Here is a 14,369-nt window from a genome sequence, read left to right on the forward strand (position 1 = left end):
TTCAGATGAGGTGGGCGCCGGATTGATAATGCGTGTACACCTGCCGGATAACATCCAGCCGGGCGGCAGTTTCTGCAAACATGCGCTGCACCAGCCCCTGGCGCTCATTATGCACCGGGGTCACATCAGAGTAGCCGAAATCCTTCTGCTGAGATACAAAGGGATACAAGACCATCTTATTGCCCGTCATCGTGGAAAACAGCTGATCTGCAATAACGGTACGGTCGAATGGTTCATCCAGGATCCGTTGAAAAAAGCTGCGGTAAACAACAATGAACTGCGTAGAAAGGCATAACGCCACCCAGTAACGGTTTTCAGTTACCGGCACTGCCTGGTCTATCTTACCGCTGCCGCCGGATAGTATATCCACGCCCTGGTAATGGGCTTCGATGATATTCTTCAGTAAATATTCCCGTGAGTAGTCCGGAGTAAATTCATGGTCATCTTCACAAATGATAATCACATCATCATCCCGCTCCATGGCGAGTTCAATTATTTTACGCATGCTCTGAAACAATCCCAGCGCGCCTACTTCATGGCGACAGGCTTCTATAATGGTCACATCGAACTCAGGCCGGTTTTCAAATTGTTGCGTGATGTGCGCGAGTCTTTCCGTTCTTTCCGGCAGATTGATCACATAGGTAGGAATGGTGATACTATACAGGTCGGGCAGCTCGTCTTCCGGGGGCGGCAGATTTCTATAATGCGCACCGATGCTGCGCAGGCGATCGATACCTTCCATGGCATTCCGGAAAAGCTCTAATACGCGGCCCTCTTTGTTGTTGGCATCTGTGGCATCAGAGTAACCGAATTCCTGCTGTATGGAAATAAAGGGATACATGAGCAGGATATTATCAAACAGCTGGCATAATTTCTTGTCGGCCGTTTCCTGTTCTGTTAAATCAGCTTCCAGTATAGGCGTAAACGTTTCCCTGAATAAAACAACGAATTGTGTGCCGGTAAAGTTTTTGGTCCAGAAGAAGCGTTCATTTACCTGCAGGATATCATAAAACCAGCTGGCTCCGCCAAGCAGTACATCTGCATTGAGCTTCCGGGCTTCTGCAATAGCCGCTGTTATGCTGCCGGCTGTATAATGTTCTGTAAACTGATGATCATCTTCACAAATAATGATTACGTCTTCCTCCTTTTCAACGGCGGTGGCCACTATGTTACAGATGCTGTTCCACAGGCCGGTGGCGCCTCTTTCATGGCGGCAGGCAGCTGTAATCACCGGCGCAAACTCCCGGTAGGGAGCAAACTGTTCCAGGATATGCGCCTTCCGGTCTGTTCTTTCCGGCAGGTTAATCACATAAACAGGTATAGTCGCTGTTTCACAAACGGTATTCATATTCCGGGTTTAGAAGATTAGTAAAAAGAATCAATAGAGCTGCCGGAGTTTCTCTGATACATCCTGCAGTTTATTTGTTTTCAGCAGCAGCCTTCCGGAGGCATCTATCAGCAGATACGCCGGAATGCTCCGTATACCGAACAGCTGCGGATAGCGGCCATTCATACCTTTGAGGTCTGAGAGCTGTACACCGGGCATCTGCTCCTGCTGTATGATTTCCTTCCAGCTGTTTTTATTTTCATCCAGGGAGATACCTGCTATCTCCAGCTGCAGTGGTTTATACTGACGGTACAAAGCCTGCAGGGCAGGGCTATTGGCGCGGCACGGCGCGCACCAGCTGGCCCAGAAATCAATCAGGATATACTTACTGGCAGCTCGCAGCTTCTTAAAGCTGACGAGCCTGGCGCTGGTATCCGGCAGCATAATTTCCGGTATAACAACACCTGGCACCATTTTCATATGGCCGGCCACCTGGCGTGCCAGCCGCTCAAAAACCGGATTGGCGGCGAATCTGGCCGGCATGGCCGCCAGGTATTTACCGGCGGTATCATACGGTACCAGGTTGCCCAGGAACAATTCTATGCTCTGAAATGTCTGAAACGCTGCCGGGTGTTGCACCATGAAAGTGGTGGTCTGCCTGGCCCTGATCCTGTTCAGGGAATCTATGACTGCGGTATATCTCCGCAATGCGATACTATCATTTTTCCGCTGTGCCCTTTGCGCCTGGAGCAGGCTGTTTTCCAGCTGCTGCTGTATGCCTTCGTCCATGGCAGCAAAATGGTAAATCAGCTGCTGGTCTTCTCCGCCGCTGACCTTACTGCGGTAAACGGCTGCTGCATCGCCGGCAATGGAAACAGGTACCGTATCCAGGAAAAAAACCAGGAACGGCTGCTGTCCGCGGATAAAGATGCTGTACAGTCCGGCGTAGCGGCTGTTGCCCGCAAAGCGGAACTGTTCATCATTCCCGATGACCACAGAATCCAATAATCGTTTAGCCGTATTCGGTATATAGGTATCGGGGGAGAGATACAGGGTATGCCCGGCGCCGCCGGTGAGTTTACCGCCGGCAACATAGCGGTACTGGGCAGTTATACTGCCGGCCACTAAATGTAACGCGCAGAGCAGAAAGCCTGTGAGTATATATTTGCGGGAAGATGAGAAAGGTACAAACATATCAGTTAACATTTAATGCCGGCAGCATCTGCCGGATGTCCGTCAGACTCAATTACATCATAATATAATCAAAACTGCGGGTACATACATCATCATTAGTTGGAGCCGGTGCTGCTGCCGCCAGAACCGCTGCCGCAGCTGAGGCTGACAATAACGCCCGGACCGGAACCGTTGGAACCGCCCGGCAGATCGCAATCGCAGCTCACGCCGGTGGAAGAAGAAGAGCAGGTGCCGGACTGGCAGGAGCAGGATTTATTTTCACCGTTGCTGCAGGTAATGGTTACAGAACAGCCGGCAGCAGTAAATCCGCCCAGTACTTTTTTCAGCTGATCGCGGGAAAGCACTTCCTTTGCGCCGAGTTCCAGCGCTTTTAATTTTAATTTTTTCATGCTTTAAGCTTTAATAGTTAATACTCGGCCTGCTTGCACAGGCAGGGATATATACAACAGGCAGTCCTTCCGGAAGCAGCGCTACTTACCGGTTACAGCCCGCTGGCAAGAAAATGGATTATACGGCCAGGAAATATTTCAGGTCTTCCACACTGTAGATACCAGGTAACTGGTACCCATCTACGAAAATGGTAGGTGTAAAGGAAATTTTCAGTGCTTCACACCATTGCATCATCGCGGTAATTTTTTCGTCCTGCTGCTTCAGTTCTCCGTTCATGGGATATTTCGCAGCGAAGGAGGCATAGTCTTTCTCCGCCGCGGTATACCAGTCGTCCAGCGCCTGCCGGGTAAGCGCTTCATCATTCTTCTCAGCTATAGCCAGCAGGTGCCGGGCCGGCAATGCCCGCCGGTCGTCTGTCTGATTGGTAGCCGTGAAAATGATCTGCAGCTGTACATCCGGATTATTCTCCAGCAGCTCTTCAATAGGTTTGTGTGCATCCGCGCAGGGGCCGCAATAGGGGTTACATACTTTCACCAGCCGGTGCTTCGCTGCCGGGTTGCCTAATACAATACCGATGCCATCTGTAGTTGTGGTTACCGCTTTCTGTCTGCCCATCAGCGCTTCAAAAATCTGTGTATTATGCTTCAGGCGCTGCAGCTCATGCCGGGATCGCCGGCCGTCCTTGGCCTGACGGAGCGCCGGCACCAGTATACTCACCACCGCAAATGGCAGCAGATAAGCGATGGCGGCTGTCAGCAGTATGCCGGCGTCGAAATGAACCGGCTGCAGCCAGCCGCCGGCAAGGGTTACAAGGAACTGCAGCAGCAATACAGACTGTACGCCCATACACAGCACACACCATTGCCGGGCAATGCGCCACTGATAATATACAGAGAAAAATATGTAAGGAATACTAACCACACTGAACATACCTGTCAGCAGCAGCGCCGGCGGCGATGTCACTCCCGTAAACAACAGCAGTAGCAGTCCGCCTGCGAACCAGGTGAATCCTATATTACTCCAGCTGATGCCGGCTATCTTCGATGCTTTGGAATGCAGTACAGCGCCACAGTTCACCTTCTTGCCACTGCTGCATATTTTTTGCAACACCGGGTTATACTGATCCAGTTCATACCATAGCAACAATACGGTGAGTAAGGCGCCTGTCAGCATCAGCAGGAGCAATGCCGCCGGCCACCATCCGGCGGCGCCGCCGCGCAGCACGGTGGTAGCAGCGGTTACCAGCGCAGCTACGGGCAAAGCCATATAACCGGCTGTCTTAGCCAGTTGCAGACGTTGCTCTGTTCTTCTGTGCTGCCTGTAATCCTTTTCGCCGGCAGCATCTTCTGCATCGGCAATGAGTACTGTTCCTGAGGGCCATTGCGCCGCAAAAGCGGTCAGCGGCACTTCTTCCCAACGTGGATTTTCTGCAGTATACCAGCTGACCGAATCACGCTTCACTTCCCGGATAATGGCCAGGGAATCCTTCCCTGTTTCCCGGTCTTTTATCTGCGCAATAAAAGGCAGTGGTAGTTCCGCCAGTTTGTTCATGGTCACTGTCAGCGCTATGTTGCTGATGCCGAAGCTGAGCAGTACATCGCTCATGCTTAACAGGCTGGGATAATCGGGATGATCTTCCAGGGATACTGCTAATGCCGTTTGTGTAACAGGTACTTTTAATAGGTCCGCAAACCGTTTGGAAATATCGATGAATGCGGGTGGTTTCGCTAACTTGATAACTTGTGCTAACATGCCAATGAGATATATTCACAAAGTTCGGAGACCTGAGTCTATTATAAGTGGACTTTGCTTTGCTATCTCATTATGACATTCTGTTAACAATTCACGAAAACACTGTTATACCAATGGTTTCCGAAGAATGATATCCCGCCGTGATGTTTATTCAGGTCTTCTTTACTCAGTTCAAAAAGTGAGCTTACCATATTACCGTCTTCTTCATAATAATAAGTGTTTGACTTTTTACAATACTTAATAGGGAACCCTTCTTCTTTCATTTCCTTTAAAAATTCATTGAGGGAACTCCGGCTCACACCCACCTTACTGGCCAGCTGTTGCTGGCTGCCAGCCTGCTTTTTGCGGATAAGGTTATCGATCAGGTGTAGTCGCTCCAGATAACGGCGTAATGACATAGTATCAGGTATTGGTTAAGATTAACAATCATAAATACTGCAGCTGAAAGTAATAATCGCGGTTTACAGGTAAGAAATTTCTGTGCTGCTTCAACTCAAATAAAGATGATAATTTTTTTCTTAAAAAAAAAGAAACAATAGAGAATAATTTTTTTAATTTTCTAATGATAGAAATGAAACTTCCTGTACTTCCTCAGAACTTATTATTGTTATATGCCTTTCCCCTTTTACCAACAGTTGAATGCAATGGACTGTGGCCCGACCTGCCTTAGAATGGTTGCCAAATATTATGGCAGACATTATACTACAGATACATTGAGACAAAAAACAGGTTACGGCAAGCAGGGTGTTTCACTGCTGGGCATCAGTGAAACAGCAGAAAAAATAGGATTCAGAACAAGAGGGGTTCACCTCAGCTACCACAAACTGCAACAGGCGCCTGCCCCGGCCATCCTGCACTGGGATCAGAATCATTTTGTTGTATTGGTCAGCTGCAGCAGCAAAGGTGTAAAAATTGCAGACCCTGCGCGCGGCATCGTGTCTTATACACCCGCTGAATTCCTGCATTTCTGGGCTTCCAGCAAAAACGCGCAACGTGAAGATACCGGTACGGCGCTTCTGCTTGAACCTACGCCCACCTTCTTTGCACAGGCAGGAGAAAAAGAAGAGAAACTCAGCTGGAGCGTAGTTACGCAATACCTCCGCCCCAATTCAGGCAAGCTGTCGCAGGTATTTCTTTCCCTCTTCGTCACCTCCGTGCTGTCACTCATCTTTCCCTTCCTTTCACAGAGTATGGTTGACACCGGTATCAACACCGGTAACCTTGAATACATCACCATCGTATTGTTTGCACAGCTGATGCTGACCTTCAGCAATACGGTTGTTGGCTTTATCAGAAGCCGCCTGCAACTCAGGATATCGAACCATATGAACATCTCCATACTGTCTGATTTCTGGATAAAGCTGACAAGGTTGCCGGTATCCTATTTTGACCGGCATCATACCGGCGATATCCTGCAACGAATCGGAGACAACAAACAGATACAGGGCTTCCTGACCGGATCGGCCATCAGTACGTTGTTCTCGCTGCTGAACTTTTTTGTATACGCCATCATACTCAGTTATTTCAATGTGCAGCTGTTCCTGCTTTTCTGTGCAGGCAACCTGCTCTACTTCTGCTGGATACGCCTCTTTCTCCGCTTCCGGCGCAAGCTGAATTATGCAGTCTTCCACGTGGCCTCCAAAGAAAACAATGCCACCCTGCAGCTGATACAGGGTATGCAGGAAATAAGGCTGAACAACGCAGAGAAATTAAAACGCTGGGAATGGGAAAACATACAGGCCACCATTTTCAAAATTAATTTCAAGGGGCTGAACTACGGGCAGGTACAGGCAGCCGGCGCCTTATTCATCAACCAGGGCAAAGATATTCTTATCAGCTTTATGGTAGCCAGGATGGTGGTAGACGGGCAGCTCACCTTCGGCGCCATGCTGGCCGTACAATATATTATCGGACAACTGGGCGGGCCTGTCAATGATTTCATCAGCCTGGTGCAATCCTTTCAGGATGCGCGTATCAGTATGGAAAGGCTAAACGAAATACATATGCTGGAAGATGAAGAACCGGCAGATAAAACTTTTGTCAATCATCTCTCCGGCAGCAAAAACATCAGCATCAGCAACCTGACATTTGCCTATCCCGGCGCCGGCAATGATCCCGTGCTGGAAAATATAGACCTGCATATTCCAGAAGGTAAGGTTACTGCCATCGTAGGTGTAAGCGGCAGCGGCAAAACCACGCTACTCAAACTGCTGCTGAAAATATATGAACAGTACGACGGAGAAATAAAAATAGGAAAACATCAGCAGACCAACGGTGAAGGCGTACATTTCAGATATGTAAGCCCCTCCTACTGGCGCAGGCAATGCGGCGCGGTACTGCAGGACGGCTATATCTTCAATGATACCATTGCCCGCAACATCGCCGTCGGCGATGAATTCATCGATCATGAAAGATTGCTGCACAGCTGTAATATCGCCAACATACTACCCTTCATTGAGTCGCTGCCCAACAGCTTCAACACACAGCTGGGCGCCGATGGCATCGGCGTAAGCCAGGGACAGCGGCAACGCCTGCTCATAGCACGCGCCATCTACAAGGACCCGCAATACCTGTTCTTCGATGAAGCTACCAACGCCCTGGATGCCAACAACGAAAGAGAGATCGTTGACAAGCTGGAAGAATTCTTTGAAGGCCGCACCGTTATTGTAGTAGCACACCGCCTGAGCACCGTGAAAAATGCCGATAAAATTGTAGTGCTGCATGAAGGCCGTATTGCAGAAGAAGGCACGCATCAGCAACTCACCCTGCTGAAAGGAAGATATTATGAGCTGGTAAAAAACCAGCTGGAGCTGGGAGCCTGATATATACTGACTGTTAGATTACCGTAGAAATTCCACTATTCTAAATTGTTTATTATGCCCGTTCACACACCACTCCCTGTTGTAATCAGGGAAGATTCCACGACCCTGCCCACAGGAAAAGATGACAACAGATTACAGCTGCGCTCTGAAATAGCCCAGGAAATTATTACCCGCAAACCCGACCTCCTGGAACGCTGGGCGCTCTTCATTTTCGGTGGCATACTGGTCTCGGTTTTTGCCTGCTCCTGGTTTATCAGCTACCCGGATATTGTTAACAGCCGCGCTACACTCACCGCCGCCAATGCGCCCAAGGAAATAGTGATGCGTACCGACGGCAGACTGGTAAAGCTGCTGGCGCAGAATAATACTGCCGTCAGTGCCGGCACAGTTATCGGCTGGATAGAAAGTACCGCCTCACACGCAGCCGTGCTGCAGCTGGCGGCACGGCTGGATCAGAGCATTGCCCTGCAGGAAGCAGGCCACCCGGAACAGGCGGCACGTCTTTTCCGGCAGCGGTTTAAAACGCTGGGAGAGCTGCAAGCTGCCTACCAGCAGTTCATCACCGCCTGGCAGCAGTACAACGACTATATACCGGACGGATTCTATCTGAAACGAAAGAAATTACTGCAGCATGATATAACAGACCTCGAACTGCTGCAGCAAACGGCAGAACAACAGAAAATATATACGGCAGAAGATATTACGCTGGCCGCAGAGACATTCAAAATGAATGACTCACTGCTGAAAGACAGGGTCATTTCGCCGCAGGACTTCCGTAATGAGAAGAGTAAGTTCCTCGGCAAACAATCATCATTGCCGCAGATGGAGGCCGCTATTCTCAACAACAGGTACCAGCAGCGCGACAAGCTGAAGGCTATCCAGCAGGTGGATCATGATATCAGTCAGCAGGAAATTATTTTCCTGCAGGCTACCCAATCCCTGAAAAGCGCAGTAGATGAGTGGATGAAAAAATTCCTGCTGCAATCGCCCATTGATGGAAAAATCACCTTCACCATCTCCCTGCAGGAAAATCAGTTTCTGCCGGCAGGCCGCCTGGTGGGGTATATCAATCCGCCTGACAGCCGTTTCTTTGCAGAAACCTATCTCTCGCAGCGTAATCTGGGGAAGATAGACACCGGTTTCCGGGTACAGCTGCGTTTCGAGGCTTATCCCTATCAGGAATTCGGTTATGTGCCGGGCACGATAGATTATATTTCGCATGTAGCTACGGACAGCGGGTTTATGGCTACCATACGTCTGGATAGCGGGCTGCAGACAGATCAGCGCAAGGCGGTAGCCTATAAAAACGGGCTGAAGGCGCAGGGCCTGATTATCACACGGGATATGCGGCTGCTGGAGCGGTTTTATTATGATATAGTGAAGGCTACATCTGCAGGAAACAGATAGCCGGGCAGTAATAAAAAAAGCCGCTGTTGTCAGCGGCTTTTTTATTGCGGAGGTACCGAGCGGATTCGAACCGCTGTACGAGGTTTTGCAGACCTCTGCCTAGCCACTCGGCCACGGTACCATTTCAGTCAACAGGATCCCTCTTTGCTTGCCCAGAGCGGGCGTCCCGTCGTTTTGTGGGATTGCAAAAGTAGTAAATTTCTGATAACCACCAAATATTATTTAAAAAATATCTGAAAAAATATTTTGATAATATTCCGGAAGGTAGGAATATTGAGGCACAAAGAGAAAAAAGGATTGTGCATTTGTGAAAATAAAAATTAATACTATGGATAAACGTATTGCTGAATCAGAACTGATTATTAACAGCCGGGGGGCAGTGTACCACCTGGATGTAAGACCGGAAGAACTGGCGCACACCATTATTACCGTGGGCGACCCCGACCGTGTAGCGGCCGTCAGCAAGCATTTTGATAAAATAGAACATCAGTCTCAGCACCGCGAATTTGTAACGCATACCGGCTATATCGGCAGCAAACGCGTGTCTGTCGTATCTACCGGCATCGGAACAGATAATATAGACATTGTACTGAATGAGCTGGATGCCCTGGTAAATATCGACTTTAATACCCGCCTGGTTAAGCCGGCACTGACATCCCTGCAGATTATCCGCCTGGGTACCTCCGGCGCGCTGCAGGAGAGCATCCCGGTAGACAGCTTCGTGGTATCTTCCCATGGCCTGGGCCTCGACAACCTCATGCCCTATTACGCCTTTGAGAACACCACTGCAGAAAAACAGCTGCTGGAAGCCTTCCGCGGACAGGTATTCCTGCAACCCGGCGGCGCCAACCCCTGCCTGTTTGCCGCTGCCGCCAGCCTGCACCAGCACTTTACCACCGGTTTTCATACAGGCATTACCGTTACCTGCCCTGGCTTCTATGCCCCGCAGGGACGCGTACTCCGCGGCACGCTCGCCAATCCTAACCTGATCGACAACCTCACCGGATTCTCCTATGAAGGACACCGTATCAGCAACTTCGAAATGGAAACATCCGCCATTTACGGCATGGGACGCGTGCTCGGCCACGAATGCCTCTCTATCAGCGCCATCGTTGCCAACCGCATCCGCAAAGAATTCAGTAAGGACGGCGGCGCTGCTGTAGCTGCACTGATTAAGAAAGGACTTGAAATTATTTCTACCTTATAGTAATTACGAATTACGAATGGCGGATTACGAATGAAATGCAGCGGAGAACTCCTCGTATGTTAACAAAACATAAACATTCGCTTTTATTTTCGCTGCATTTTAATTCGTAATCCGCAATTCGTAATTCGTAATTATCTTTGTGCATTATGCAGCAGATCCACTTTTATAAATACCAGGGTACCGGCAATGATTTTGTAATCATGGACAACCGGGAAGGCCAGTACAACTGGCTCACAAATGAGCAGGTGAACGAATTATGCGACCGCCGTTTCGGTATCGGCGCAGATGGATTGATGCTGCTCAACAAAAGCGAAGACTATGACTTCGCCATGAAGTATTATAATGCCGACGGCCGGGAAGGTACCATGTGCGGAAACGGAGGCAGATGCCTGGCAGCCTTTGCCCACAAAATGGGCGTGGGCGACGGCAACCTCTACTTCATTGCTGTAGATGGCGAACATGAAGCAACCCTCGACGGCAACAACTGGGTAAACCTGAAAATGCAGGATGTAGACTTTGTGGAACAAGGCCCCCTGTATTATTACCTGAATACCGGCTCCCCCCACTTCGTTAAATATGTAGAAGATGTACAGGCTACCGAAGTATTCACCGAAGGCCGCCAGATCCGCTACAATGAACGCTTTGCTACAGAAGGCACCAACGTGAACTTCGTACAGCCCTACGAAAACGGCATATTTGTACGTACCTACGAAAGAGGCGTGGAAGACGAAACCTACTCCTGCGGTACCGGTGTAACTGCCGCCGCCCTCACCTTCGCCGGTAAAGAAGAAAAAGAATATGTGATCCCCGTACAGACACTGGGCGGACAGCTGGAAGTACGCTTCCACAAAACAGGTGAACGATCGTTTAACAACATATGGCTCTGCGGGCCTGCTACACTTGTATTTGAAGGACAGATTACTATCGGCTAACACATATTTCACCCCCGCATCTGATGATCCAATACTTCAAAAATATAGATTCAAAAACAGTGGCTATCCAGGAGCCGGAAAACGGCGCCTGGGTGAACATTACGCCCCCACTGAAACAATCCGAATTCGAACAGCTGTCTGAAGAACTGGATATTCCCCTGGACTTCCTCACGGACTCCCTCGATATCGATGAAAGAGCCAGGTTCGAACTGGAAGACAATGTAAAGCTCATTGTCATCAAAACACCTACAGAAAATAATTCCATCAACGAAAGTGATGCCTTCTATATCACCATCCCGATTGTAATTATTCTCACCCACAACCAGATCATCACCGTTAACTCATTCGATAACGCCGCCATCAAGCGCTTCCTGGATACTTTCCACAACCGCTCCCCGGAAAAAAGGAATATGATGGTGCTGAAAATATTCGAAAAAGTGGTGGTGAACTTCCTCGATTACCTGAAGGAAATCAACCAGCGCCGGAATATCCTCGAAGCCAAACTCTACGACTCCAACCGTAATGAAGAGCTGCTGGCCATCATGCGTATACAGAAAAGCCTCGTATACCTGGTCACCGCCCTCCGCAGCAACGAACTGCTGCTCATGAAACTGGAACGTACCAACTTCCTCGGTCTGAACGAAGATGAAAAGGAATTCCTCAACGACCTGATCGTAGATACTTCACAGGCGCTTGAAATGGCCAACATCTACACCAACATACTCAGCAGTACGATGGATGCCTTTGCCAGCATCATTTCCAACAACCTCAACGTGGTGATGAAAAGGCTTACATCCATCACCATTATCCTGACCTTTCCCATGCTGGTGGCCAGTATCTATGGTATGAACGTAGATATCCCCTACCAGCATACCGTACATGCCTTTTATATACCCATCATCCTGTCCATCCTGATCTCAGTAGTCATCAGTATGTATTTCATGAAAAAGAAATGGTTTTAGTCCATTATATTTACAGACATCATCAATCCATGCAGTAACATGCTAAAAGTTTTAAAAAGTATCTTCCGGATAACCAAAGAAGTAACCGGCTACAATGCAATGGTATTGCGGGCAACGGAAAAGAAACTGATTCAGTCTCTGAAAGACAGCTCCGACTGGAAGCTGGTCATCGGCGCCAGTAAAGTGTTTGAATCCGGCTGGATACCCACTGAAGTACAACATTTTAACCTGCTGCTTCCGGACACCTGGAATAAATATATTCCGGACAACTCGGTATCCGCATTCCTGGCAGAACACGTCTGGGAACACCTCACCTACGAAGAGGGCCTCACCGCCGCCAAAACCTGCCACCGCTACCTGAAACCAGGTGGTTATCTGCGTATAGCCATCCCCGATGGCTTCCACTCAGACCCCGCCTATATCAATATCGTAAAGCCAGGCGGCACCGGCTGGGGCGCTGACGATCACAAACTGTTGTACAACTACCGCCTCCTCACCACCCTGCTGGAAAATGCAGGCTTCCGGGAAGTGAAACTCCTGGAATATTTTGATGAACAGGGACAATTCCATTTTAACGAATGGAAAAAAGAAGACGGGATGGTACATCGCTCCAAACGCTATGATGAACGTAACGTGGACGGTAAACTCAACTACACCTCCATTATCGTAGACGCCGTTAAATAATGATATGCAGACAGGATTCAACGTCAGAGTTTATGGTATCATGATCAATGAACATAAACAGGTACTGGTTACAGATGAATATATACGCGGAGGCTATTACACCAAGTTTCCCGGCGGCGGCCTCGAATTCGGAGAAGGCACCCTCGATTGCATGGTACGCGAATGGCAGGAAGAACTGGGCCAGGACATCAAAGTAGTGGAACACATCTACACGACCGACTTCTTCCAGATCTCTGCCTTCGATAACGAAACACAGATCATCTCTATCTATTATCTGGTCACTCCCCTGTCTCCCTTCACTGCCAAAGTCATCACCAAACCGTTCGACTTCACCGTGCCCGAAGGCGCCCAGGAAGTAGAACACGCCCGCTGGATCAACTGGGAAGACTTCTCCGCTGCGGCGGTAACATTACCGATTGATAAGGTGGTGGCGGATTTGGTGAAGCTTAAATATTAATTACGAATTGCGAATTGCGAATTACGAATGTAAAAGCGAAGAGCTAATCGTAGATTAAAGTGGATATTTTATAGTTATCACCTTTAATCTACGATTAGCTCTTCGCTTTTACATTCGTAATTCGCAATTCGTAATTCGTAATTCCCGATCAATCCTCCTTTCCCATTGCCGCCGCCTTCATCTTCGCTGCCGTATCATGCCCCAGGTACCTGATAATCCTGTTTTCCAGGAGGTATATCAAAGGAGTAAGCGCTACAGCGATGACAAATTTATAGCTGTAGTTGACCATACAGATGGCCAGCACACGTTGCCAGCTCCAGTCCTTTCCGACCTTGAAGGCAATGAAAAGTACAATAAAGCTGTCGATGAACTGAGACACCACAGTGGAACCTGTTGCCCTCAGCCAGACGTGCTTTTCGCCGGTTCGCTTTTTAATGTGATGAAATACGGTCACATCTACTATCTGGCTTACCAGGAAAGCGGTAAGGCTACCCAGGATAATCCACATGCCCTGCCCGAAGATACCGGTGAACGCCTTCTGCATATCAGGTACGCCCTCTGCAGCGCTGCTGCCTATCCACCAGCTGTCTGCCGGTATGTTGATAGCAACCATGAACATAATAAAAGCATAGGATATCAGCGCTACGGCGATATAGGAAATACGGCGCACAGCTTTCGGGCCGTAAAACTCATTCACAATATCCGTCATCACAAATTCCAGCGGCCATAACATAACGCCGGCTGTCAGCGTATATGAAAGGCCATCCTGGCCAAACAGGGAAAACTTATGTACCGGGAGCCCCAGCAGGCTTTCCAGGGAAAAGAGCTTGCCTCCGATGCACTCTGCTATCAGGGCATTGGCCACAAAGAAACTGGCGAATATGACAAACAACTTAGTGGGTTTATCATTCAGTATAGACTTAACCATCAGTAATTAACTATGAGTTGAAAGATTAAAACTGCCATGTTGCATAAAAAAAGCCAGGGAGGTAAAGGTTTCCATTCAATCTTCTTCAGCAGCAACAGGATTCCTGTAACGGCGCATATCAGGAAATTTAAAGGGAATGCCACCCCCAGCCCAAGCACCACAATATGATTCACCATCATATCCAGGGAATGATCATAGGTGGTAATGCGCAGTATCTGACCAAAAATAAAGCACAGATTGCATATAAATGCAAATTTTAACACAAATCGAATCCAACGCATATTGAAATTTCGGATAAATTACAGTT

General features: G+C 48.8%; 13 protein-coding genes and 1 tRNA gene. 7 read left to right on the plus strand and 7 right to left on the minus strand.

The annotated features are described in order from the left end of the window. Position 1 precedes the first annotated feature (1 nt). From GWG06_RS30625 to GWG06_RS22055, 5 genes are all read right to left on the minus strand, one after another. On the minus strand, positions 2 to 1,348 hold the full coding sequence (locus GWG06_RS30625; protein WP_235938484.1) for a glycosyltransferase family 25 protein: 1,347 nt from the start codon (positions 1,346 to 1,348) through the stop codon (positions 2 to 4). 30 nt (positions 1,349 to 1,378) lie between these two features. Further along, positions 1,379 to 2,521, minus strand: coding sequence for a TlpA disulfide reductase family protein (locus GWG06_RS22040; protein WP_160716036.1), 1,143 nt, complete (start codon positions 2,519 to 2,521; stop codon positions 1,379 to 1,381). A gap of 95 nt (positions 2,522 to 2,616) precedes the next feature. Next, positions 2,617 to 2,910: a hypothetical protein gene (locus GWG06_RS22045; RefSeq protein WP_127036250.1), complete on the minus strand. Its 294-nt coding sequence runs from the start codon at positions 2,908 to 2,910 to the stop codon at positions 2,617 to 2,619. Between the two features lie 118 nt (positions 2,911 to 3,028). Next, a complete protein-coding gene (locus tag GWG06_RS22050; RefSeq protein WP_160716038.1) occupies positions 3,029 to 4,663 on the minus strand; it encodes a vitamin K epoxide reductase family protein in 1,635 nt (544 codons plus the stop codon). An 83-nt stretch (positions 4,664 to 4,746) separates the two neighbouring features. Then, the gene (locus GWG06_RS22055; RefSeq protein ID WP_160716040.1) at positions 4,747 to 5,061 is read right to left on the minus strand and encodes a winged helix-turn-helix transcriptional regulator; all 315 of its coding nucleotides are present in this window, start codon (positions 5,059 to 5,061) and stop codon (positions 4,747 to 4,749) included. A gap of 213 nt (positions 5,062 to 5,274) precedes the next feature. Here GWG06_RS22055 and GWG06_RS22060 point away from each other — a divergent pair, with 213 nt between their 5' ends. Together GWG06_RS22060 and GWG06_RS22065 are read left to right on the plus strand one after the other, a co-directional pair. Next, entirely contained in the window at positions 5,275 to 7,485 is a 2,211-nt protein-coding gene (locus GWG06_RS22060; RefSeq protein WP_127036256.1) for a peptidase domain-containing ABC transporter, read from the plus strand. Positions 7,486 to 7,539: 54 nt separating this feature from the next. Continuing rightward, the gene (locus GWG06_RS22065; protein ID WP_160716042.1) at positions 7,540 to 8,892 is read left to right on the plus strand and encodes an HlyD family efflux transporter periplasmic adaptor subunit; all 1,353 of its coding nucleotides are present in this window, start codon (positions 7,540 to 7,542) and stop codon (positions 8,890 to 8,892) included. A gap of 50 nt (positions 8,893 to 8,942) precedes the next feature. Here GWG06_RS22065 and GWG06_RS22070 read toward each other — a convergent pair. After that, positions 8,943 to 9,013, minus strand: a tRNA-Cys gene (locus GWG06_RS22070). 207 nt (positions 9,014 to 9,220) lie between these two features. On the opposite strand from GWG06_RS22070, the gene GWG06_RS22075 reads away from it, so the two are divergent. The 5 genes from GWG06_RS22075 to GWG06_RS22095 all read left to right on the plus strand — a co-directional run bounded on the left by GWG06_RS22075 (position 9,221) and on the right by GWG06_RS22095 (position 13,134). Beyond that, a complete protein-coding gene (locus tag GWG06_RS22075) occupies positions 9,221 to 10,099 on the plus strand; it encodes a nucleoside phosphorylase (RefSeq protein ID WP_160716044.1) in 879 nt (292 codons plus the stop codon). A gap of 146 nt (positions 10,100 to 10,245) precedes the next feature. Beyond that, positions 10,246 to 11,031, plus strand: a complete 786-nt coding sequence (gene dapF, locus GWG06_RS22080) for a diaminopimelate epimerase (protein ID WP_127036262.1) — start codon at positions 10,246 to 10,248, stop codon at positions 11,029 to 11,031. Between the two features lie 23 nt (positions 11,032 to 11,054). Further along, positions 11,055 to 11,993, plus strand: coding sequence for a magnesium transporter CorA family protein (locus GWG06_RS22085; RefSeq protein ID WP_127036264.1), 939 nt, complete (start codon positions 11,055 to 11,057; stop codon positions 11,991 to 11,993). Positions 11,994 to 12,032: 39 nt separating this feature from the next. Beyond that, positions 12,033 to 12,677, plus strand: coding sequence for a class I SAM-dependent methyltransferase (locus GWG06_RS22090; RefSeq protein ID WP_202183090.1), 645 nt, complete (start codon positions 12,033 to 12,035; stop codon positions 12,675 to 12,677). Between the two features lie 4 nt (positions 12,678 to 12,681). Then, on the plus strand, positions 12,682 to 13,134 hold the full coding sequence (locus tag GWG06_RS22095; protein WP_127036266.1) for an NUDIX domain-containing protein: 453 nt from the start codon (positions 12,682 to 12,684) through the stop codon (positions 13,132 to 13,134). Between the two features lie 148 nt (positions 13,135 to 13,282). Here the strand turns inward: GWG06_RS22095 and GWG06_RS22100 are convergent, their stop codons facing one another. Then, complete coding sequence (locus GWG06_RS22100; RefSeq protein WP_127036268.1) at positions 13,283 to 14,062, minus strand: queuosine precursor transporter; 780 nt, start codon at positions 14,060 to 14,062, stop codon at positions 13,283 to 13,285. Positions 14,063 to 14,369: the final 307 nt, after the last annotated feature.

Source organism: Chitinophaga solisilvae, from assembly GCF_009928525.1.
In the GTDB taxonomy this organism is placed as follows: Bacteria; Bacteroidota; Bacteroidia; order Chitinophagales; family Chitinophagaceae; genus Chitinophaga; species Chitinophaga solisilvae.

Bases quoted from the DNA above. Each gene is read 5' to 3' on its own strand.
- GWG06_RS22045 (WP_127036250.1), bottom strand. From the start codon at position 2,910: ATGAAAAAATTAAAATTAAAAGCGCTGGAACTCGGCGCAAAGGAAGTG.
- GWG06_RS22055 (WP_160716040.1), bottom strand. From the start codon at position 5,061: ATGTCATTACGCCGTTATCTGGAGCGACTACACCTGATCGATAACCTT.
- dapF (WP_127036262.1), top strand. From the start codon at position 10,246: ATGCAGCAGATCCACTTTTATAAATACCAGGGTACCGGCAATGATTTT.
- GWG06_RS22060 (WP_127036256.1), top strand. From the start codon at position 5,275: ATGCCTTTCCCCTTTTACCAACAGTTGAATGCAATGGACTGTGGCCCG.
- GWG06_RS22100 (WP_127036268.1), bottom strand. From the start codon at position 14,062: ATGGTTAAGTCTATACTGAATGATAAACCCACTAAGTTGTTTGTCATA.
- GWG06_RS22065 (WP_160716042.1), top strand. From the start codon at position 7,540: ATGCCCGTTCACACACCACTCCCTGTTGTAATCAGGGAAGATTCCACG.
- GWG06_RS22050 (WP_160716038.1), bottom strand. From the start codon at position 4,663: ATGTTAGCACAAGTTATCAAGTTAGCGAAACCACCCGCATTCATCGAT.
- GWG06_RS22040 (WP_160716036.1), bottom strand. From the start codon at position 2,521: ATGTTTGTACCTTTCTCATCTTCCCGCAAATATATACTCACAGGCTTT.
- GWG06_RS22090 (WP_202183090.1), top strand. From the start codon at position 12,033: ATGCTAAAAGTTTTAAAAAGTATCTTCCGGATAACCAAAGAAGTAACC.
- GWG06_RS22085 (WP_127036264.1), top strand. From the start codon at position 11,055: ATGATCCAATACTTCAAAAATATAGATTCAAAAACAGTGGCTATCCAG.
- GWG06_RS22095 (WP_127036266.1), top strand. From the start codon at position 12,682: ATGCAGACAGGATTCAACGTCAGAGTTTATGGTATCATGATCAATGAA.
- GWG06_RS30625 (WP_235938484.1), bottom strand. From the start codon at position 1,348: ATGAATACCGTTTGTGAAACAGCGACTATACCTGTTTATGTGATTAAC.
- GWG06_RS22075 (WP_160716044.1), top strand. From the start codon at position 9,221: ATGGATAAACGTATTGCTGAATCAGAACTGATTATTAACAGCCGGGGG.